The sequence below is a fragment of the Sphingomonas sp. JUb134 genome (assembly GCF_004341505.2).
Taxonomy (GTDB): Bacteria; Pseudomonadota; Alphaproteobacteria; order Sphingomonadales; family Sphingomonadaceae; genus Sphingomonas.
Map to the genome: position 1 here is coordinate 420,730 of NZ_SLYP02000001.1, position 19,804 is coordinate 440,533.

General features: G+C 68.7%; 21 protein-coding genes. 10 read left to right on the plus strand and 11 right to left on the minus strand.

The annotated features are described in order from the left end of the window. Positions 1-73: 73 nt before the first annotated feature. Genes EDF69_RS01805 through crtY form a run of 4 tightly spaced genes read right to left on the minus strand, consistent with a single transcriptional unit; the run spans position 74 to position 4,317 of the window. Positions 74-1,039, minus strand: a complete 966-nt coding sequence (locus EDF69_RS01805) for a phytoene/squalene synthase family protein (protein WP_204991288.1) — start codon at positions 1,037-1,039, stop codon at positions 74-76. Between the two features lie 4 nt (positions 1,040-1,043). Then, complete coding sequence (locus tag EDF69_RS01810) at positions 1,044-1,625, minus strand: TIGR00730 family Rossman fold protein (RefSeq protein WP_132882863.1); 582 nt, start codon at positions 1,623-1,625, stop codon at positions 1,044-1,046. Between the two features lie 35 nt (positions 1,626-1,660). Then, positions 1,661-3,139, minus strand: coding sequence for a phytoene desaturase (locus EDF69_RS01815; RefSeq protein ID WP_132882864.1), 1,479 nt, complete (start codon positions 3,137-3,139; stop codon positions 1,661-1,663). After that, a complete protein-coding gene (gene crtY, locus EDF69_RS01820) occupies positions 3,136-4,317 on the minus strand; it encodes a lycopene beta-cyclase CrtY (RefSeq protein ID WP_132882865.1) in 1,182 nt (393 codons plus the stop codon). Before crtY ends, EDF69_RS01815 begins: the two co-directional genes overlap by 4 nt. Positions 4,318-4,400: 83 nt before the next feature. Between crtY and EDF69_RS01825 the strand changes: the two genes are divergently transcribed. From EDF69_RS01825 to EDF69_RS01835, 3 genes are all read left to right on the plus strand, one after another. Then, complete coding sequence (locus tag EDF69_RS01825) at positions 4,401-5,225, plus strand: sterol desaturase family protein (protein WP_132882866.1); 825 nt, start codon at positions 4,401-4,403, stop codon at positions 5,223-5,225. Then, positions 5,131-5,580, plus strand: a complete 450-nt coding sequence (locus EDF69_RS01830; protein WP_132882867.1) for a DUF2141 domain-containing protein — start codon at positions 5,131-5,133, stop codon at positions 5,578-5,580. Before EDF69_RS01825 ends, EDF69_RS01830 begins: the two co-directional genes overlap by 95 nt. Positions 5,581-5,650: 70 nt before the next feature. Then, positions 5,651-6,523, plus strand: coding sequence for a MipA/OmpV family protein (locus EDF69_RS01835; RefSeq protein ID WP_239555251.1), 873 nt, complete (start codon positions 5,651-5,653; stop codon positions 6,521-6,523). Between the two features lie 63 nt (positions 6,524-6,586). Here the strand turns inward: EDF69_RS01835 and nth are convergent, their stop codons facing one another. The 3 genes from nth to EDF69_RS01850 all read right to left on the minus strand — a co-directional run bounded on the left by nth (position 6,587) and on the right by EDF69_RS01850 (position 8,434). Then, complete coding sequence (gene nth, locus EDF69_RS01840; protein ID WP_132882868.1) at positions 6,587-7,252, minus strand: endonuclease III; 666 nt, start codon at positions 7,250-7,252, stop codon at positions 6,587-6,589. Further along, complete coding sequence (gene dapB / locus EDF69_RS01845; RefSeq protein WP_132882869.1) at positions 7,249-7,977, minus strand: 4-hydroxy-tetrahydrodipicolinate reductase; 729 nt, start codon at positions 7,975-7,977, stop codon at positions 7,249-7,251. The genes nth and dapB overlap by 4 nt, the downstream gene beginning before the upstream one ends. A gap of 130 nt (positions 7,978-8,107) precedes the next feature. Beyond that, positions 8,108-8,434 (minus strand): hypothetical protein, encoded by a 327-nt coding sequence (locus EDF69_RS01850; RefSeq protein WP_239433888.1) that lies wholly within the window; start codon positions 8,432-8,434, stop codon positions 8,108-8,110. Positions 8,435-8,557: 123 nt separating this feature from the next. Between EDF69_RS01850 and EDF69_RS01855 the strand changes: the two genes are divergently transcribed. Beyond that, on the plus strand, positions 8,558-9,262 hold the full coding sequence (locus EDF69_RS01855; protein ID WP_132882870.1) for an NAD-dependent deacylase: 705 nt from the start codon (positions 8,558-8,560) through the stop codon (positions 9,260-9,262). A gap of 3 nt (positions 9,263-9,265) precedes the next feature. Here EDF69_RS01855 and era read toward each other — a convergent pair whose 3' ends face one another. From era to lepB, 3 genes are all read right to left on the minus strand, one after another. Beyond that, positions 9,266-10,168: a GTPase Era gene (gene era, locus EDF69_RS01860; protein WP_132882871.1), complete on the minus strand. Its 903-nt coding sequence runs from the start codon at positions 10,166-10,168 to the stop codon at positions 9,266-9,268. Positions 10,169-10,238: 70 nt separating this feature from the next. Then, the gene (gene rnc, locus EDF69_RS01865; protein ID WP_425336664.1) at positions 10,239-10,910 is read right to left on the minus strand and encodes a ribonuclease III; all 672 of its coding nucleotides are present in this window, start codon (positions 10,908-10,910) and stop codon (positions 10,239-10,241) included. Then, positions 10,907-11,713 carry a signal peptidase I gene (gene lepB, locus EDF69_RS01870; RefSeq protein ID WP_125959477.1) on the minus strand — a complete coding sequence of 269 codons (807 nt, stop codon included), beginning with the start codon at positions 11,711-11,713 and terminating at the stop codon, positions 10,907-10,909. Before lepB ends, rnc begins: the two co-directional genes overlap by 4 nt. Positions 11,714-11,827: 114 nt before the next feature. Here lepB and pgi point away from each other — a divergent pair, with 114 nt between their 5' ends. Both pgi and gor read left to right on the plus strand, forming a co-directional pair. Further along, entirely contained in the window at positions 11,828-13,327 is a 1,500-nt protein-coding gene (pgi, locus tag EDF69_RS01875; RefSeq protein ID WP_132882872.1) for a glucose-6-phosphate isomerase, read from the plus strand. 111 nt (positions 13,328-13,438) lie between these two features. Then, positions 13,439-14,788 (plus strand): glutathione-disulfide reductase, encoded by a 1,350-nt coding sequence (gene gor, locus EDF69_RS01880; protein ID WP_132882873.1) that lies wholly within the window; start codon positions 13,439-13,441, stop codon positions 14,786-14,788. Between the two features lie 162 nt (positions 14,789-14,950). Here the strand turns inward: gor and EDF69_RS01885 are convergent, their stop codons facing one another. After that, positions 14,951-16,234, minus strand: coding sequence for a dicarboxylate/amino acid:cation symporter (locus tag EDF69_RS01885; protein WP_132882874.1), 1,284 nt, complete (start codon positions 16,232-16,234; stop codon positions 14,951-14,953). A gap of 71 nt (positions 16,235-16,305) precedes the next feature. Between EDF69_RS01885 and glmM the strand changes: the two genes are divergently transcribed. The 4 genes from glmM to EDF69_RS01905 are packed head-to-tail and all read left to right on the plus strand — an operon-like array spanning position 16,306 to position 19,661. Beyond that, positions 16,306-17,646: a phosphoglucosamine mutase gene (gene glmM / locus EDF69_RS01890; RefSeq protein ID WP_132882875.1), complete on the plus strand. Its 1,341-nt coding sequence runs from the start codon at positions 16,306-16,308 to the stop codon at positions 17,644-17,646. After that, on the plus strand, positions 17,646-17,870 hold the full coding sequence (locus EDF69_RS01895) for a DUF1272 domain-containing protein (protein ID WP_132882876.1): 225 nt from the start codon (positions 17,646-17,648) through the stop codon (positions 17,868-17,870). Before glmM ends, EDF69_RS01895 begins: the two co-directional genes overlap by 1 nt. Next, positions 17,867-19,060 (plus strand): bifunctional hydroxymethylpyrimidine kinase/phosphomethylpyrimidine kinase, encoded by a 1,194-nt coding sequence (gene thiD / locus EDF69_RS01900; protein ID WP_165889999.1) that lies wholly within the window; start codon positions 17,867-17,869, stop codon positions 19,058-19,060. The genes EDF69_RS01895 and thiD overlap by 4 nt, the downstream gene beginning before the upstream one ends. Next, a complete protein-coding gene (locus tag EDF69_RS01905; RefSeq protein WP_132882878.1) occupies positions 19,053-19,661 on the plus strand; it encodes a ribonuclease HII in 609 nt (202 codons plus the stop codon). Before thiD ends, EDF69_RS01905 begins: the two co-directional genes overlap by 8 nt. The last annotated feature ends 143 nt before the right edge of the window (positions 19,662-19,804 follow it).

Genomic DNA, 19,804 nt, shown 5'->3' on the forward strand with positions numbered 1-19,804 from the left:
AGCCGCTGATGCAGCGGCTGGAGGCAAGCCCGCGTGGCTGCCGGTCGTAGCCCTCAGCCTGCGAGCCGCCCCTTCACCCGTGCCGAGGCCGCGTCCACAGCTCCGGATCGCGCGGCGTCCGCGGATAGCGCTTCGCCCGCCCCTGCGCGGCTGCAAAGGCCCGCGCGATCGCGGCGATCTTCTGCGGCTTGGAGGTGGTCACGCGGTGATCCCAGGCATGCTCCCCGCGCGCCCTGACGGCGCGCCCGATCCCGCCATAGATGTCGGCCGCCGCTAGCACCGCCCAAGCGGCGCGGAACGGCAGTGCAGGCGTGCCTTCGCGCGCACTTGCCTCATAGCGCTCGGCCTGGTCCGCCAGCCGCCGCGCCAGCATCGCGATCCGCGGCCGAAGGTGCGGCTTCATATGCTCGCCCGGTGGCGCGTCGATCTCGACCAGCCACGCCACCGGCAGGTAGCAGCGCCCCGCAGCCGCATCCTCCGCCAGGTCGCGCGCGATGTTGGACAGCTGGAACGCGATGCCGAGGTCGCACGCACGGTCGAGCGTGTCCTGATCGGCCGGATCGACTCCCATCACCACCGCCATCAGGCAGCCGATGGCGCCGGCGACATGGTAGCAATAGCGGTAGAGGTCGTCCTCGCTGCGCGGGCGCCACTCCTCGGCATCGAGCGCAAAGCCCGCGATCACGTCATGCACCAGCGCGGGCGGCAGCCGGGCTTCGGCGGCCACGATCCGCAGCGCATCGAACGCAGGATCACCGACCCATTCGCCGGCCAGCGCGGCGTTCGTCTTGGCAGTAATCTCCGCCAGCCGCTCGGGAGCATCCGCAACCGCCGTCATGCCATGGCCGAGCTCCTGCCCGTCGGCCAGGTCGTCGCACGCCCGCGCCCAGGCATAGAGCAGCCACGCACGTTCCCGCGTCCGCCGGTCGAACAGCCGGCTCGCCGCGGCGAAGCTCTTGGATCCCGCCGCAATCGTCTCACGCGCGGTGGCGACGATCGCATCGCGGCTCGGGCGATCGGCATGCACCACGGCGGTCATGAAGCTAGAGCTCGCTGCTCGACATCGAGAAGATCGGCCGCGCAACCTTGTGCCCGGCCATGCGATCGAGCAGCGAATCGAGCTGGTCGTCGATCAGCAGGATGTCGCGATGCATCGGCCGCAGGAAGCCGACCTCGGCCATCTTGTCCACGAACGCGATCAGCCCGTCGTAATAGTTCGCGACGTTGAGCAGTCCGACCGGCTTGGTGTGATAGCCGAGCTGCGCCCAGCTCATCGCCTCCCACAGCTCGTCCATGGTGCCGGTGCCGCCGGGAATGGTCACAAAGCCGTCCGACAGGTCGGTGAAGGCCTGCTTGCGCTGGTGCATCGTCTCGACGATGTGCAGCTCGGTGCAGCCGCGGTGCGCGACCTCGGCATTGACGAGCGCGGTCGGGATCACGCCGATCACCTCGCCGCCCGCCTCCAGCGCGCCGTCCGCCACCGCGCCCATCAGGCCGAGGCGGCCGCCGCCATAGACGACGCCGATGCCGCGTTCCGCCAGCGTGCGGCCGACGAAGCGCGCATTGTCGATGTAGACGGGGTCCGACGGGGTCGCCGAACCGCAATAGATGGCCAGTCGCTTCACGTAATTTATCCTTGGAATGTCGATGCAGCCGCGGGTCAGCGGCCGCGTTCCAGCATCAACGAGGCGGTCGCCTTCGCACTTCCCACCACACCCGGAATGCCGGCGCCGGGATGCGTGCCCGCCCCCACGAAATAGAGGTTGGGAATATGATCGTCGCGATTGTGCGCGCGGAAGAAGGCGCTCTGCGTCAGGATCGGCTCCAGCGAGAAGGCCGAGCCCAGATGCGCGTTGAGGTCCTTTGCAAAATCGGGCGGTGCATAGCTGAACTTGGTGACGATCCGATCGTGGATGTCGGGGATCAGCCGGCGGCCGACCTCGTCCAGGATGCGCTTCTCGTACATGGGGCCGATGGTGTCCCAGTCGATCGGCAGCTTGCCCATGTGCGGCACCGGCGCCAGCGCGTAGAAGGTGGAATGCCCCTCGGGCGCCAGGCTCGGATCGGTGACGGTCGGGTGGTGCAGGTAGAGCGAGAAATCCTCCGACAGCACGCCATGGTCGTAGATGTCGGACAGCAGCCCCTGATAGCGCGGGCCGAACAGGATCATGTGGTGCGGGATGCCCGGCCACGTGCCCTTGATCCCGAAATGCACCAGGAACAGCGACGGCGAGAAGCGCTTCTTCTCCAGCCGTGCCGTCGTCCGGCGCGCGCTGCGGGAGTTGCGCAGCAGGTCCTTGTAGCTGTGCATCAGGTCGGCGTTGCTCGCCACCGCGTCCGACGCGATGCGCCTGCCGCTGCGGGTCACCACGCCGGTGGCATGATCCCCCAGCGTCTCGATCTCGGTCACCGGATCGCCCAGGATCAGCGTGCCGCCCAGCCGCTCGAACAGCGCGACCATGCCCGAGACCAGCTGGTTGGTACCGCCCTTGGCGAACCAGACGCCGCCGTCGCGCTCCAGCTTGTGGATCAGCGCGTAGATCGCGCTCGTCGTGCTCGGGTTGCCGCCCACCAGCAGCGTGTGGAAGCTCAGCGCCTGGCGCAGCTTCTCGTTCTTCACGAAAGTCGAGACCATCGCATAGACCGAGCGCCACGCCTGGTATTTCGCCAGCGCCGGCGCCGCCTTCAGCATGGAGCGGAAGTCGAGGAACGGCTTGGCGCCGAGCTTCACATAGCCTTCCTCGTACACGCCCTTGGCGTATTCCAGGAAGCGCGCGTAGCCGTCGACGTCCTGCGGATCGAGCTTGGCGATCTCCGAGCGCAGCGACACATCGTCGTTCGAATAGTCGAAGTTGGTGCCGTCCGCCCAGTTGAGCCGATAGAAGGGCGTCACCGGTTCCAGCGTGACGTCCCACGCCATCTCGTGCCCCGACAGCTGCCACAGCTCGCGCAAGCAGTCGGGATCGGTGATCACCGTGGGGCCCGCGTCAAAGGTGAAGCCGTCGCGCTCGAACACATAGGCGCGGCCGCCGGCCTTGTCGCGGCCTTCGATCAGCGTCGTTTCGACCCCGGCCGATTGCAGGCGGATGGCGAGCGCCAAGCCGCCGAATCCTGCGCCGATCACCGTTGCCGTTCTCAAGTCCGTTTCTCCCGGCCGCCAGCCTGCATGTCCCAAATCGCCCGTACCGCGCGTGCCACCGGGACCGGCGGCTTGCCGGCGAGCACACGCACCTTGTCCGCCCAGTTCGACCGGCCGGCATAGAAGCGTCCGATCAGTCCCGCGTCCAGCCGATAGAAACGCTCCAGCACACGATAGCGCGCCTCAGGCTTCGCTGCCCTGAACAACATGGCGGTAAGCATGCGGTAGAATCCCCGCGCACGCCATGTCGTGCGCGCAAGGCCGTGCGTCAACTCGGCGAGGCCTGCGGCGGACAGATCGCGCGCCCCTGCGATCGCCGCCGCCGTCCGCACCGCGTCGGGCAGGGAATAGCCGGTCAGCGGGTGGAACAGCCCGGATCGCATGCCCGCCTTCGCGACCGGCGGGGTGGAGTTCCAATAGGCGTCGAAGTCGCCCCCGAACGCGACCGGCAGCACGCCCCGCTCCTCGCGCGCCACCTCGGCGATGTGCCAGCCCTGCGCCTCGGCATAGGCGCGGATGCGCTGCCGCAGCACCGCCGCATCGATCTCGGGACCGTCGCTGTAATAGGTGTCCTCGACGAACATCCGGTCGGGGCCCAGCGGCAGGCAATAGACGAAGCGGTAGCCGTCGAGCTGTTCGACGCGCGCGTCCATCACGGTCGGCCGGGCGCGCCCGTGCGGCTGTTCCAGCACCAGCTCCTGCCCGACGAACTTCTGCCATCCGCATTGGAGGCGCGACAGGTCGCCGGGGCCGCGGCAGTCGATCACGCCCTTGGCGTCGATCCGGCTGCCATCGTCCAGCACCACGCCGGTCGCCCCCACCTCCACCACGCGCCGGCCGGTGAGCAGCGCGTCGTCCGGCAGGGTCGCGCGTAGCACCGCATCCAGCCGCTCCGATTCCACGCTGTTGTAGGTGGCGTCGAGCGTGCGGCGGTGGTTTGGAAAAGCGACATCATAGCCCTGCCAGCGATGGCCCACGATCGGCTCGATGATCCAGCGATCGGCCGCCGCGACATCGCTGTCGAAGAAGGACCACAGGTGATTGCCGCCGAACCGCTCGCCCGCCTCCACCAGCCGCAGCGACAGCTCCGGCCGGCGCTCGGCCAGCGCCAGCGCGATCAGTCCTCCGGCGAGTCCCCCGCCCAGGATCGCCAGATCGCAGTGATGATGGGTCGGCATGCCCCTCGCCTAGCGGAGCTTGCCGAGCGGCGAAAGGGCAGCGCGCCATGGCGCCGGGCCGACGGAACCGCTAAAGCCCGCCCATGTCCGTTGCCCTCGCCATCCTGCTGTCCGCGCTTGCGATGACCGCGATCGTGGGCGTGCGCTACCTGCTCGCGTCCGGCGGCTTCGCGTTCGCGACGCGGCTGCGCCAGCCGGGGCTCTACCAGGGACTCGACCGGCAGATCGTGAAGGAGATCCGCTGGAGCCTGATCTCCGCCGCCATCTATGGCATCCCGGCCGGCGTCGTCGCCTGGGGCTGGCAGAACCGGGGCTGGACCCGGATCTACACCGACGTGCACGACCGGCCCTTGTGGTGGCTGCCGCTGTCGGTGCTGCTCTATCTCTTCGCGCACGACACCTGGTTCTACTGGAGCCACCGCTGGATGCACCGCCCGCGCGTGTTCCGGGTGGCGCATGCGGTCCACCACGCCAGCCGGCCACCGACGGCCTGGGCGGCGATGGCGTTCCACCCGATCGAGGCGCTGACCGGCGCCTTCGTCATCCCGCTGCTGGTGTTCCTGATCCCAATCCATGTCGGGGCGCTGGGCGTGGTGCTGACGGTGATGACGGTGATGGGCGTCACCAACCACATGGGGTGGGAGATTTTCCCGCGCGCGGTCTGGGCCGGGCCGCTCGGCGGGTGGCTCATCACGGCCAGCCATCATCAGCGCCACCACCAGCGCTATGGCTGCAATTTCGGCCTCTATTTCCGCTTCTGGGACCGCCTGTGCGGCACCGATGACGGACTCGGCAGCTTTGGAAAGAACAGGAATGATCAAGCAGGCGTGCGCAACAGCGATACGGTTCGGCTGGGGCGCAGCGGGACTGGTGCTGCTGACGGGAGCCACGCCGACCACCGAGCTTGAAGTCACCCTCAACCAGTTGCGCTCTTCGAAGGGCATGATCCGTCTGTGCGTGACCGCGAACCCGAAAAGCTTTCCCGGCTGTGCCAAGGACGCGCATGCCATCACCCGCTCCGTCCCCGCCGGCGAGCATGTGATCCGCGTGCAAGGGCTTGTGCCGGGCACCTATGCGCTCTCGGTGATCCACGACGAGAACGGCAACGGCAAGCTCGACACCTTTGCCGGTATCCCGCGCGAGGGCTTCGGCTTTTCCAACAATCCGGGCCTCGGCTTCGGACCGCCGCGCTTCGCCGCCGCGCAGTTCGCGCTGTCAGGTGATGCCGATCGGCAACAGGTAAAGATCCGTTATCTGTTTTGAGCGGAACCCCGGGAGCCAAGGGTGTTGCGCGGCGTTACGCTCCAGCAACATTCCATAAAGGCACCTGTCCTTGACTACGATCTTCCGCACCGCCTCTGCCGCGCTGGTGCTTTCACTTTCTGCCCTCGGCACCACTCCTGCACTGGCGCAGGACGGTGATTCCACCACCATCCACAATAACGATGACGGCAGCGACTACGCCGTGCTCGGGTTGGGCGGCGCGATCCTGACGGACTATGAGGGTTCCGACGACTACAGCTTTACGCCGGTCCCGATCGGCATCGGCCGAGTTTCGGGCTTCAACTTCCTGCTCGCGGGCAACCGGCTGAGCGTCGACCTGATTGCGGACAACTTCGGCCCCGGCCTCGATTTTCAGGCCGGTCCGGTCGCGGCGCTGAACTTCAACCGGAGCAGCACCAAGAGCATCGACGACGAGCGCATCAAGGCGCTCGGCAAGCGCAAGACCGCGCTCGAGGTCGGTGGCTATCTCGGCATCGGCCAGACCGGCGTCTTCACCAGTGAGTTCGATCGTCTCTCCGCCTCCGTCAGCTATCGCAAGGGCGTGACCGGGGCGCACTCCGCCGGGATCTTCACGCCGACCGTCACCTACATGACGCCGCTCAGCACCAAGTCGGTCGTCACCATCTTCGTCGCGGCCGAGCGCGCGGAGAAGGGGTACGCGCAGAGCTACTTCGGCATCAATCCGCAGCAGAGCGAGGATAGCGGCCTGCCCGTCTACAACGCGCGCGGCGGCTGGAAGAACTGGACGCTGGGCGGGGCCGGCGCCGTGTCGCTGACCGGCAACCTGCGCAACGGCCTGCAGGCGTTCGGCGGGGTCGTCTATCGCCGCATGCTCAACGACTTCGCCGAAAGCCCCGTGACCAGCATCGCGGGCGACCGCGATCAGTGGCTGGGCTCGGTGGGCCTCGCCTACAGCTTCTAACGCGCTTGGGAGAGCCCCGGCTGCCGGTCCGCAAGGGCCGGCAGCCGTGTGGGGCTCGGCAGTTCAGACGCCAGCAGCGGCCTTGCGGGCCGCGGGCTGCGGTGTCTTGGGCTTGTAGGCGCACAGATCGACCACCGGGCAGCGCCAGCATTCCGGGGTCCGCGCCTTGCACACATAGCGACCGTGCAGGATCAGCCAGTGGTGCGCGTGCAGCCGAAACGGCTGCGGCGTCACCCGGTCGAGCACCAGTTCCACCGCCAGCGGCGTCTTGCCCTTGGCCAAGCCCGTGCGGTTGCCGACCCGGAAGATGTGGGTGTCGACGGCGAACGTCTCCGCGCCGAACGCGACGTTCATCACGACGTTGGCGGTCTTGCGTCCCACGCCGGGCAGCTTCTCCAGCGCCTCACGGCTCGCCGGCACCTTCCCGCCATGCTCGGCGATCAGCGCCTCAGACAGCGCGATCACGTTCTTGGCCTTGGTGTTGAACAGGCCGATGGTCTTGATGTGCTCCTTCAGCCCCGCCTCGCCGAGCGCCACCATCTTCTCCGGCGTGTCGACCTCGGCGAACAGCCGGCGCGTCGCCTTGTTGACGCCAGCGTCGGTCGCCTGCGCCGAGAGCACGACCGCAACCAGCAGGGTGAAGTCGTTGACCGATTCGAGTTCGGTCTCGGGGTGCGGATTGGCTTCGGCCAGCCGCCGGTAGAATTCGAAAACGTCGGCCCGCTTCAAAGGCCCAGCACCGCGTCCATGCTGTAGCGCCCCGGCGCCTGCTGCACGAGCCACTGGGCCGCCTTCACCGCGCCACGCGCAAAGATCGCGCGGTCGTCGGCGCGGTGGCCGAGCTCGATCCGCTCGCCCTCGCCCGCGAAGATCACCTGGTGGTCGCCCACCACGCGCCCGCCGCGCAACGCCGCAAAGCCGATCGTGCCCTGCGCCCGCGCGCCGACCAACCCGGCGCGGCCGACGACGGCCACGTCCGACAGCTCGACGCCCATGCCCTCGGCCGCGGCCTCGCCCAGCATCAGCGCCGTGCCCGACGGCGCATCCACCTTCATGCGATGGTGCATCTCGACGATCTCGATGTCCCAGTCGGAACCGAGCCGCTCGGCCGCCTCCCGCACCAGGCGCGACAGCAGCGCCACGCCGAGCGACGTGTTGCCGGTCTGCAGGATCGGGATCTCCTCGGCGACCTGGTCGATCAGCGCATGCTGCGCGCGCGACAGGCCGGTGGTGCCGATCAGGATCGGGGTCGCCGTAGCGCGGGCGGCGGCGATATGGGCATCGACGGCAACCGCTGCGGAGAAGTCGACCAGGACGTCGGCCCTGCGCGCGATGCCCTCCGGATTCTCGCCGGCATCGGCGCCACCGGCCAGCGTCGCGCCCAGCTCCGGGATGACGGCGGCGATGGCCTGTCCCATGCGGCCCAGCCGCCCATAGATGCCGATGCTTGCCATGATGCTCCGCCTTGCCGTGCCCGGCGGCCCAACGCGCGTCGGGAGCACCGGCTCCCCGCCTCGACGACCGGTCCGCGGCTCATGGCAGAAAGCCGCCGCCCCCGACAAGCGGAAGCGACAGCGAAACGGATCAGGCCGCGACGTGCGCGACCGGTGCCTCGGCGTATTTCGGATCTTGGGGATTGAACTCGGGGAACGGCGTGAACAGGCGCGAGGTCAGCGCGACGCCGTTCAGCCCGGCGAGCTTGAAGGTGCCGAGCTTCGCCACCTTGGGCGCCCCGCCGGCACGCTCCACGGTGACCGCATCGACGTGCAGGTCGCCATGCTTGGTCCACAGCATGTGGGGGGCGAGCAGCATGTCCATGTTGTTGTACACCACCGACACGCAGATGCGCTGCATCATTGCGAAGCGCAGGATGTCGCTGATGCTCGCGCGGTCTTCTTGGGCGTCACTCACGGGGGTGGAACGGGCTAGTTCGAGCATTTGTTGCATTGCGGCACGCAGCTAGTCGTACGCCGCCACCGCTTCAAGCGTGTTTGTGGATTGGCGGCTGTCCCGTCCCGGGGCTAGATCCTCCCCATGCACGCCATCCGCAACATCGTCGTTCTCACCGGCGCCGGCCTTTCCGCCGAAAGCGGCTTGGCGACCTTCCGCGGCCCCGGCGGCCTGTGGGAAGGGCATCGTGTCGAGGACGTGTGCACGCCCGAGGCGCTGGCGCAGGATCCGGCACTGGTGCACCGCTTCTATGATGCGCGGCGGGAGGCGCTCGATACCGTGGAGCCCAACCCCGCGCACCAGGCCCTAGCGCGCCTGGATGCCGCATGGGCGGGCGAGTTGCTGATCGTCACCCAGAACGTCGACGACCTGCACGAGCGCGCCGGTGCGCAACGGCTGCTGCACATGCACGGCGCGCTGCGCTCCGCCCTTTGCGCGGCGTGCGGCACCCGCATGCCGCACGAGGGCGCGCTGCCTCCGGGCAGCGGCTGCTCGGCATGCGGCGCGGCGGCGTTACGCCCCGACATCGTCTTCTTCGGCGAGATGCCCTACGACATGGATCGCATCGAGGCGGCGCTCGCAGACGCGGACCTGTTCGTCTCCATCGGCACCTCCGGTGCGGTCTATCCCGCCGCCGGCTTCGTCCAAATGGCCGCGCACTTCGGCGCCGCTACCCTGGAACTCAACCTCGAACCCTCGGCCGGCAGCCACTGGTTTGAGGAAAGCCGCCTCGGCCCGGCAACCCGATTGGTGCCGGAGTGGGTCGAGGAACTGCTCGCCGGGCGCTGAGCCTCACTCCACCCAGTCGAGGCCGATGTCGCGATAGAGGGTGCGGTCCTCCTCCCAGTCGGGCTTCACCTTGACGTGGAGGTAGAGGTGGACGCGCACACCCATCAGCGTCTGGAGCTCGGCTCGCGCCTTGGCGCCGATTTCCTTGATGCGGGCCCCGCCCTTGCCCAGCACGATCGCGCGCTGGCTCTCGCGCCCGACCAGGATCTGCTGGTGGATCTCGACCGACCCGTCCTCGCGCTCCTTGTAGAGCTCGGTGTCGACCGCGATCGCATAGGGCAGCTCGGCGTGGAGCTGGTGGTAGATCTGCTCGCGGGTCATCTCCGCCGCCAGCATCCGGTCGGTGGCATCGGAGACCTGGTCCTCCGGGAAGTGCCACGGCCCTTCCGGCATGCGCGCGGCGAGCGCAGCCTTGAGCTCCGGCACGCCGTCGCCGGTTTGCGCGCTCACGAAGAAGGTCTCGTCGAAGCCCATCTGTTCGTTCAGGCGCGCGGCATGCGTCAGCAGGCGCGGCTTGTCGGCGATGTCGACCTTGTTGAGGATCAGAAGCTTGGGCTCGCGGCGGTGGGCGAGCCGCTCGGCGATGTCCGTCACCTTGGGGCCGAGGCCGCCCTTGGCATCCACCACGAAGGCGATGGCATCCGCGCCTTCGGCACCTTCCCAGGCGGCGGCGACCATCGCGCGGTCGAGCCGGCGGCGCGGATCGAAGATGCCGGGCGTGTCGACCAGCAGCAGCTGCGTGTCGCCTTCGATGGCGATGCCCATCAGGCGGGTGCGCGTGGTCTGCGCCTTGGCGCTGGTGATCGCGACCTTCTGGCCGACCATCGCGTTGACGAGCGTCGACTTGCCCGCATTGGGGGCGCCGACCACGGCAACGAGGCCACAGCGTTGGGTGGAGGGGTTCATATGCAAGCCTAAATGCTAAGAGAGAAATTGTGGGCCGCGAAGCCCGGCCGTGCAAGCCACCGCTGTCGCGTCAACGCTCCAGCTGGCGCAACAGCGCCTTGGCGGCGGCGGTTTCCGCCTCCTGCTTGGACGTACCCTGCGCGGACGCCTCGGCGAGCTTGCCGATCGACACCTTGACCGTGAATCGCGGCGCGTGGCCGGGCCCGGAGCGATCGACCACCGTATATTCGGGCGGGCGCCGGTCGTTTGCGGCTGCCCATTCCTGAAGCGCGGACTTGGGGTGCTTGGGCGCACGCACCTGTGTTTCGATGCGATCGGCCCAGATCCGGCGCACGAAGCCGCGCGTCGCCTCCAGCCCCGCCTCCAGATAGAAGGCGCCGATCAGCGCCTCCATCACGTCGCCGAGCACATTGTCGCTCTGCGTCGCGCCGTCGTCGCGCGCCTGCTTGCCGAGCCGCAGGTGCGGCACCGCGCCCAGTTCGCGCGCCAGTTCGGCGCACACCGCACCCGTCACCAGCGCGTTGATCCGCCGCGACAGCTTGCCCTCGGGCTCGTCCGGGAAGCGCTCGAACAGCCACTCCGCCATCAGCAGGCCGAGCACGCGATCGCCCAGGAATTCCAGTCGTTCGTAGCTTTCGCCGGCATGGCTGCCATGCGTCACCGCCCGCTCGAACAGCGGCAGCGGCAGGTCGTCGCGGCCGAAGGTGGCGGCGATCCAGGGGGCGAGCGGGGGCGTGCTCAGAAGCCTTCCCCGATCCGATCGAAGCGCGCAGCGCTGACCCAGGTCCAGGGCAGCAGCCACTGCGCGCTGCCGTCGGTCGACCAGAAGTTGACCACCGCCTTGCCCTCCAAATTCTCCATCGGCACGAAGCCGATGCCCTGGTTCGGCATCGCGGGGAAGCGGCTGTCGGCGCTGTCGTCGCGGTTGTCGCCCATCAGGAAGACATGCCCCGCGGGCACCGTGTAGACGCCGGTGTCGTCGGCGGGCGTCTCCGCCTGGTCGAGCACGCGATAGCGCTTGCCGTTGGGAAGCGTCTCCTCGAACTGGGGATAGCGGCAGATCGGCTTGCCGGCCGCATCCTCGTCCTGGAACTCGAACTGGCAGCCGAAGTTCGGCGACACCGGCAGCACGAAGTCGGCGATGCGCTGCTTCGGGATCGGCTTTCCGTTCAGGAACAGCTGGCCGCGCTGCATCTGCACGCGGTCGCCGGGCAGGCCGATCACGCGCTTGACCCAATTGTCCTCGGCGGTCGGCGGTGCCTTGAACACCACCACGTCGCCCCGCTCGGGTGTGCTTGCGAACACGCGCCCGGGGATCAGCGGCAGGCTCCACGGCAGGCTGTGGCGCGAATAGCCATAGTTCCACTTGGTGATGAACAGATAGTCGCCGACCAGCAACCGCGGGAGCATCGAGCCCGACGGGATGTTGAAGGGCGAGAAGAAGAAGCTGCGGATCACGAACACGAAGATCGCGAGCTTCACGAAAAACAGCACCGTCTCGCGCAGTTCGGAGCGCTGGCGACGGGCGGCGGGTTTGCTGGCCATGGCGCCTGCTGTGCGGGGGACTCCTGCCCACGTCAACCCAGGCTGTTGGGGAGTAGCGGAGCGGCCTGTGCCGCGCTAGGTCGCGCCACGACGACGGCTTGAAGGAGAAAACGCATGACGGACACCGCCTGGCAGGCCGTGGAGGCACTGGCGCCCAAGCGCCTGACCGAGTTGTTTGCAGCCGAGCCGGACCGGCTCGAGGCGCTGACGCTCGACGTCGCCGGCATTCATTTCGACTGGTCCAAGACGCACCTCGACGCAGCCGGGCTCCAGGCGTTCGCGCAGCTGGCCGATGCCGCCGGCCTCGCCGCACGCCGGGACGCGCTGTTCGCGGGCGAGCCGGTCAACGTGACCGAGGGCCGCGCCGCCGAGCATGCGGCCCAGCGCGGCGAAGGCCATCCGGAGAGTGTCGCCCAGGCGCGCGGCTTCCACGCCCGCATGCGTGCCCTCATCGACGCGATCGAGGCCGACGCACTGGGTCCGATCCGGCACGTGCTGCACATCGGCATCGGCGGCTCGGCGCTCGGTCCCGACCTGCTCATGGACGCGCTCGGCCGCGATTCGGACCGCTACGACGTGGCGATCGTCTCCAACGTCGACGGTCTCGCGCTGGAGGAAGCGATCGAGGATTTCGATCCCGATGCGACGCTGCTGGTGATCGCGTCCAAGACCTTCACCACCACCGAGACGATGCTCAATGCAGAGAGCGCGATCGGCTGGATGACCGAGAATGGCGTCGCGGACCCTTATGGCAAGGTGATCGCGCTGACGGCGAACCCCGAGCAGGCGATCGCATGGGGCGTCGACGAGACCCGCGTGCTTCCGTTCTCGGAAAGCGTCGGCGGCCGCTATTCACTGTGGTCGTCGATCGGCTTCCCGGCCGCGATCGGCCTTGGCTGGGACGTGTTCGAGGAACTGCTGGAGGGCGCGGCCGAGATGGACCGCCACTTCCGCCTAGCCGAGCCGCTGCGCAACGCGCCGGTGCTCGCGGCCTTTGCCGACCTCTACTACACCCAGGTCCGCCACGCCGAGACCCGCGCCACCTTCGCCTATGACGAGCGGCTGCGGCTGCTGCCCTCCTATCTCCAGCAGCTGGAGATGGAGTCGAACGGCAAGCGCGTGACCGCCGACGGCACGCCCGTCACTCGCCCGACCGCGCCGATCACCTGGGGCGGCGTCGGCACCGACGCGCAGCATGCGGTGTTCCAGCTGCTCCACCAGGGCACCCACCTGGTGCCGGTCGAGTTCATCGCCGCGATCGAGCCGGGCGATGTGCTGAGCGAAGCGCATCACCGCCAGCTGCTGCTGAATGCGCTGGCCCAGGGCGCGGCGCTGATGGCCGGCCGCGACAACGAGGACCAGGCGCGCGCCTATCCGGGCGACCGGCCGTCGTCGACGCTGCTGCTGGACCAGGTGGACGCCCGCACGCTGGGCGCGCTGATCGCCTTCTACGAGCACCGCACCTTCGTCAGCGCGGCACTGCTGGGCATCAACCCATTCGACCAGTTCGGCGTCGAGCTCGGCAAGGAAATGGCCAAGGCGGCGGACAAGGGTGGCCAGGCGTTCGACGCTTCCACGACGGACCTGCTCCGCCGCGCCGGTCTCGCCGGCTGATCGACGCAGCCGATCGGCGTGAGGAAGGCATTGCGCCACCCTCACGCCGTTTCCGCGTTATAGAGGCAGTTCCTTCGCGCCCTTCCGCGCACCTTCCTGCAGGCGAGCATCATGGCAGACTTTGACTACGACCTCTTCGTCATCGGTGCCGGCTCCGGCGGCGTGCGCGCCGCGCGCGTCTCCGCAGCGCATGGCGCCAAGGTGGCGATCGCCGAGGAATATCGCGTCGGCGGCACCTGCGTGATCCGCGGCTGCGTGCCCAAGAAGCTGCTCGTCTATGGCGCGCACTTCGCCGAGGACCTGCGCGATGCCAAGCAGTTCGGCTGGGACGTGCCGGAGCCGTGCGCGTTCAGCTGGCCGCGGCTTCGCGACAATGTGCTGAGTGAGGTCGATCGGATCAACAAAGCCTATACCGCCACCCTCACCAACCATGGCGTCGAGATCATCGGCGAGCGCGCCACCGTCTCCGGCCCCCATTCGGTGACGCTGGCCTCCGGCCGCACGATCACGGCCGGCAAGATCCTGGTGGCGGTCGGCGCGCGTCCGGCGATCCCCGTCTGCCAGGGCCATGAGCATGGCATCACCTCCAACGAGGCGTTTCACCTCGACGCGGTGCCCAAGCGCATCCTGATCGCCGGTGCCGGCTATATCGCCAACGAATTCGCCGGCATCTTCAACGAGTTCGGCAGCAAGGTCACGCTGATCAACCGCAGCGACGTGATCCTGCGCGGCTATGACGAATCCATCCGCGACCGGCTGCTCCAGATCTCGATGCTCAAGGGCATCGACTTCCGCTTCCATGCCGAGTTCGAAGGCATCGAGAAGGGCGAGGACGGCTGCCTCACCGTCACCATGTCGAACCACGAGCCGATCACGGTCGATTGCGTGCTGTTCGCCACCGGCCGCGTTCCCAACACCGAAGGGCTCGGGCTTGAGGCGGCCGGAGTCGAGCTGGACGACAAGGGCGCGATCAAGGTCGACGCGGACAGCAAGTCGAGCTGCGACAGCATCTATGCGGTGGGCGACGTCACCAACCGGGTGCAGCTGACGCCTGTGGCGATCCGCGAGGGGCAGGCGTTCGCCGACACCGTGTTCGGCGGCAAGCCGCACCGCGTCGATTACGAGAACATCCCCGCCGCCGTGTTCAGCCACCCGCCGATGGCGGGCGTCGGTATGACGGAGGCGCAGGCCAAGAACAAGCTCGGCTCGGTGAAGGTCTACCAGTCGGACTTTCGCCCGATGAAGAACGTGCTCGCCGGCCGCAACGAGCGCGCGCTCTACAAGATGATCTGCGAGAGCGAGACCGGCCGGGTCGTGGGGCTGCACATGATCGGCCCGGACTCGCCCGAGATTCTGCAGGCCGCCGCGATCGCGGTGAAGGCCGGCCTCACCAAGGACGACTTCGACCAGACGGTGGCGCTCCACCCGAGCATGGCCGAGGAACTGGTGCTGATGCGCTGAACGGGCGAGGCCTCGAGCCCCGGAGGAAACCGTTGGTGCTGAGTTGGGGCTGAGCGAAGTCGAAGACCCGTATCGAAGCACCTGAGCAGGTCCTTCGATACGCCAATTCGACTTCGCTCGATGGCTACTCAGGACAAACGGATCGCATTGCGATTGTCTGTCCTAGCGAGCCGGCACCTCATCCCCCGAGAGCAGCGCGTCCGACCCGGTCCGCGCAGCACCGCCAGCGACCCGCTCGGAGATCACGCTGGTCACCGCCAGGTTCATCGTCACGTTGCCGAGCGTGCGGACCAGGTCGGGGAAAGTCTCCACCGCCACCAGCAGCGCAAGCGGCTCGACCGGCACGCCCATGGCGATGCCGATCGGCGCGATCGACGAGACGAAGCTGATCTGGCCCGGGAGGCTCGCCGCACCCATGGTGGTGATCGCGCCCGCGGCGATACCGGCCGCGATCTGCCCGGCGCCCAGGTGGACGCCGAAGACATGCGCGACATAGACCGCGACCGCGACGTTCATCGCCGGCCCGGTCGCGCGGAACAGCGCCACCGCCATCGGCAGCACCACGCCGGAGGTGGCGACAGGCACCCCCGCCTCCTCGGATCCGCGCAGCATCGCCGGCAGCGAGGCGAGCGAGGACTGGGTGCTGATCGCCACCGCCTGTGCTGGCGCCGTCGCGCGCAGGAAGCGGCCGAGGGACACACGCCCGCCAAACATCGCCAGCGGATAGGCGAGCAGCCACACCACCATGCCGACCGCCATCACGATCAGCACATAGTGCACCAGCGCACCGAACGCCGCAGTCCCCGCCCGCGCGCCGACGACATAGCCGAGCGCGAACACGCCGACAGGCCCGAGCCACAGCACCCAGCGGATGACGATCAGCATCGTGTCGGCGAGCCCCTGGAACAGCCGCACCAGCAACTGGCGCGGATCGCCCGAGAGCCGGGTGAGCGCAAAGGCGAACACCAGGGTGAACAGGATCAGGGGCAGGAACTGGTCGTTCGCCGCGGCCGCGATCGGGTTGGTCGGCACGATCGCGACCAGGAACTGAGTGAAGGGCGGAACCTCCGCCGTGGGGCCCGCCTGGCCGAAGGTCCCGCGCAGGGCGCCGGCTGCCGTGTCCGACAGCGGAAACCAGTCGAGCAGCCCCAGGGTGACGCCTGCGCCCAATGCCGAAGAGGTCCAGAGGATCACGACGAACAACAGGATCGATCGGGTCGCAATCCGGCCGGCGCGCGCGGCTTCCGCGGTCTGGGCGACGCCGGTCACCAGCAGCGCAACCACCAGCGGGACGATCGTCATGCGCAGCGCGTTGAGCCAGGCGGTGCCGATCGGCTCCGCCCAGGCGATGCCCGCGACCGCGGTGCCGGGCGCCTGGGCGGCGAGGATCACCCCCAGCGCCAGTCCCGCCACCAGTCCGGTCAGAATACGTGCCGCTTGCGACATGCTCGCCCTTCGTCAAAACGCGCGCTATCCACGCCGATCACGAGCGGCACAACCTGAGGGCAGCTGAGCCGATGGCAAGAAAATATTTCGGCACCGACGGCATTCGCGGCGCCACCAACCAGTCGCCGATGACCGCCGAGATGGCGATGAAGGTCGGCATGGCCGCCGGCGCGCACTTCCGCCGGGGCGACCACCGCCACCGCGTGGTGATCGGCAAGGACACGCGCCTTTCCGGCTATATGCTCGAAAACGCCATGGTCGCGGGCTTCACCTCGGTCGGCATGGACGTGGTGCTGGTAGGGCCGATGCCGACGCCGGCCGTCGCGATGCTCACCACCTCGATGCGCGCCGACCTGGGCGTGATGATCTCGGCGAGCCACAACCCCTACGCGGACAATGGCATCAAGCTGTTCGGCCCGGACGGCTTCAAGCTTTCCGATGCCGACGAGGCGGCGATCGAGGCGCTGATCGACGGGCAGGTCCCGCTCGCACCTTCGGCCGAGATCGGCCGCGCCCGCCGCGTCGAGGACGCACGAGGCCGCTACATCCACTTCGCCAAGTCCACCTTCCCCGAGGAACTTCGCCTGGACGGGCTGAAGGTCGTGGTCGATTGCGCCAACGGTGCCGCCTATCAGGTCGCCCCTTCCGCGCTGTGGGAGCTGGGGGCCGAGGTGGTCGCGATCGGCGTCACTCCCAATGGCAAGAACATCAACGACGGGGTCGGCTCGACCGCGCCGGCACTGCTCGCTGAGACGGTGGTCGCGTCCGGCGCCGCGATCGGCATCGCGCTCGACGGTGACGCCGACCGGCTGATCGTGGTCGACGAAACCGGCCGCGTGATCGACGGCGACCAGCTGATGGCCACCATCGCCGCGGGCTGGGCGCGCCAGGGCCGGCTGAAGGGCGGCGGCCTGGTCACCACCGTCATGTCCAACCTCGGCCTCGAACGCCACCTCGCCGCCCAGGGGCTCGGCATGGTGCGCACCAAGGTCGGCGACCGCCACGTGCTCGAGAAGATGCGTGCGTCCGGCTACAATGTCGGCGGCGAACAGTCCGGCCACATCATCCTGTCCGACTATGCGACCACCGGCGACGGGCTGGTGGCAGCCCTCCAGGTGCTCGCCGAAGTCACCCGCGCCGGCGCTCCGGCAAGCGAGGTTCTGCACCGCTTCGATCCGCTGCCCCAGCTGCTGCGCAACGTGCGTTTCGCCGGCGGCAAGCCGCTGGAGGACACGCGTGTCACCGACATCATCACCGCGGCCGAGGCCGAACTGGCCGGCCGCGGCCGGCTGGTCATCCGCCCGTCGGGCACCGAGCCGGTGATCCGGGTGATGGCCGAGGGCGATGATCGCGCGCAGGTGGAAGCGGTGGTGACGCGCATCTGCGACGCCGTGCAGAAAGCGGCGGCCTGATGCTGGAGATGCGGCCCGACTGCGAACGCTGCGGCACCGACCTGCCCGCCGACCAGGGCGGCGCGTTCATCTGCTCGTTCGAATGCACCTTCTGCGCGGAATGCGCGGACGACCTGGACGAGCATTGCCCCAATTGCGGCGGCGAACTGCTCGACCGGCCCGCCCGCGTCGGAAAGGCGCTGAAGGACCATCCCGCCTCCACCGAGCGGCGGTACGCGGCGTGACGATCCCCCGCATCCTGATCGTCGCTGGTTCTGATTCGGGTGGCGGCGCCGGCATCCAGGCGGACCTCAAGACCGTCACCATGCTCGGCGGCCACGGCATGACCGCGATCACCGCGATCACCGCCCAGAACACGCTGGGCGTCGACGGCGTCCACCCGATCCCGACCGACATGGTGCTGGCGCAGATCGATTCGGTCGTCTCCGACATCGGCGTAGACGCGGTGAAGATCGGCATGATCGGCTCGGCCCGCACTGCACTCGCGCTTGCGGAACGGCTCGAGCAACTGCCGGGCGTGCCGGTGGTGCTCGACCCCGTCATGGTGGCGAGCAGCGGCGCCCGACTGGCGGACACCGCCACCATCGCCGCGTTCGAGCGGCTGATGGACCGGGCGACCGTGGTCACGCCCAACATCCCGGAACTCGAGGCACTCGCCGGTGCGGCCCTCCCGACGGTCGAGGCCCGGGCGGAGGCCGCGCGCCGGCTCGCGGCCGCCCACGGCTGCGCCGTGCTGGCCAAGGGCGGCCATGACGACGGGCCTACGGTGATCGACCGGCTCTATCCGGCAGAAAGCGGCGCCCCGCCCGTGCTCGAATGGAGCGACCCCCGCATCGACGGCACCGCGGCGCACGGTACCGGCTGCACCCTTTCCACCGCCATCGCCTGCGGCCTCGCCGGCGAGTGGAACCTCGCCGAAGCGATCGCGCGCGCACGCCGCTTCGTGCGGATTGCGATGCTGGGCGCGGAACCGCTGGGGGACGGCCACGGCCCGATGGCGCAGCAGGGCGTGCGGCTCGACCTCAACGCCAGCCGCTGGTCGCCGATGCTCAACCAGGTGACGGTGCCCGCCACCGATCTTCCGGCAAGCGAGCGCTTCTACCGCATGCTCGGCCTGCGCCAGATCGTCCGCTCCAGCCGCCGCTACGCGCGCTTCGAGAGCGAGGGCGGCGCGACCTTCTCGATCGAAATGGCCGAGGGCACCGACCGCCCTACCGTCTATTTCGAGGTCGGCGACCTCGACATCGCGGTCCGCTACCTGCGCCAGCAGGGCGTCGCCTTCACCCAGGAACCCGTCGAGCAACCCTGGGGCTGGCGCGAGGCGCGACTCATCGACCCCGCGGGCAATGCTGTTTGTCTCTACCAAGCTGGCGAGATGCGTCGCTTTCCGCCATGGCGCATCGCAAATGCCTGATTACTCTCATGAACGCCTGCATCCCGGCCCCGTCGCGGGCGTGGACGAGGCCGGCCGCGGCCCGCTCGCCGGCCCGGTCGTCGCCGCCGCGGTCGTGCTCGACCCCGACTGCATCCCCGATGGGATCGACGATTCCAAGGCGCTGACGGCGCTGCGCCGGGAGCGGCTGTCTGCGGAGATCCTCGCCTGCGCCAAAGTCGGCATCGGCATCGCCAGCGTCGAGGAGATCGACCAGATCAACATCTTCTGGGCGACCATGCTGGCCATGCACCGCGCCGTGGATGCACTGGGGGTGGCGCCCGGCATGGTGCTGGTCGACGGCAACCGCTGCCCCGACTGGCCCCACCCCTCGCGCGCGCTGGTCGGCGGCGATGCGCTGTGCCTGTCGATCGCGGCCGCCTCGATCGTCGCCAAGCACCACCGCGACACGATCATGATCGAGGCCGACGCCCGCCATCCCGGCTATGGCTGGGCCTCCAACAAGGGCTATTCGGCCAAGGCGCATCTAGAGGCGCTCAAGTCGCTCGGCCCCACGCCGCTGCACCGCCGCTCGTTCGCGCCGGTCGCCCAAGCCTGGCTGCCGCTGGAAACCGCTGGCTGAGTCCTTTGCGCCACACCCACCAGTGGTGGGGCGTGGCAGCGGGTACAGACTCAATATCTTCGGTCGGGGCGCGTTGCCGCGCATCTCCGCGGAATCGCGGGGGAATCTGGTAAATAAATGTTTGCTTGACCCGACTCCGCCGA

Excerpts from the sequence above, each read along its gene's own strand:
- EDF69_RS01805 (WP_204991288.1), bottom strand. The coding sequence starts at position 1,039 with ATGACCGCCGTGGTGCATGCCGATCGCCCGAGCCGCGATGCGATCGTC.
- crtY (WP_132882865.1), bottom strand. The coding sequence starts at position 4,317 with ATGCCGACCCATCATCACTGCGATCTGGCGATCCTGGGCGGGGGACTC.
- EDF69_RS01825 (WP_132882866.1), top strand. The coding sequence starts at position 4,401 with ATGTCCGTTGCCCTCGCCATCCTGCTGTCCGCGCTTGCGATGACCGCG.
- EDF69_RS01830 (WP_132882867.1), top strand. The coding sequence starts at position 5,131 with ATGATCAAGCAGGCGTGCGCAACAGCGATACGGTTCGGCTGGGGCGCA.
- dapB (WP_132882869.1), bottom strand. The coding sequence starts at position 7,977 with ATGGCAAGCATCGGCATCTATGGGCGGCTGGGCCGCATGGGACAGGCC.
- EDF69_RS01855 (WP_132882870.1), top strand. The coding sequence starts at position 8,558 with ATGCACGCCATCCGCAACATCGTCGTTCTCACCGGCGCCGGCCTTTCC.
- era (WP_132882871.1), bottom strand. The coding sequence starts at position 10,168 with ATGAACCCCTCCACCCAACGCTGTGGCCTCGTTGCCGTGGTCGGCGCC.
- lepB (WP_125959477.1), bottom strand. The coding sequence starts at position 11,713 with ATGGCCAGCAAACCCGCCGCCCGTCGCCAGCGCTCCGAACTGCGCGAG.
- pgi (WP_132882872.1), top strand. The coding sequence starts at position 11,828 with ATGACGGACACCGCCTGGCAGGCCGTGGAGGCACTGGCGCCCAAGCGC.
- gor (WP_132882873.1), top strand. The coding sequence starts at position 13,439 with ATGGCAGACTTTGACTACGACCTCTTCGTCATCGGTGCCGGCTCCGGC.
- EDF69_RS01885 (WP_132882874.1), bottom strand. The coding sequence starts at position 16,234 with ATGTCGCAAGCGGCACGTATTCTGACCGGACTGGTGGCGGGACTGGCG.
- glmM (WP_132882875.1), top strand. The coding sequence starts at position 16,306 with ATGGCAAGAAAATATTTCGGCACCGACGGCATTCGCGGCGCCACCAAC.
- EDF69_RS01895 (WP_132882876.1), top strand. The coding sequence starts at position 17,646 with ATGCTGGAGATGCGGCCCGACTGCGAACGCTGCGGCACCGACCTGCCC.
- EDF69_RS01905 (WP_132882878.1), top strand. The coding sequence starts at position 19,053 with ATGCCTGATTACTCTCATGAACGCCTGCATCCCGGCCCCGTCGCGGGC.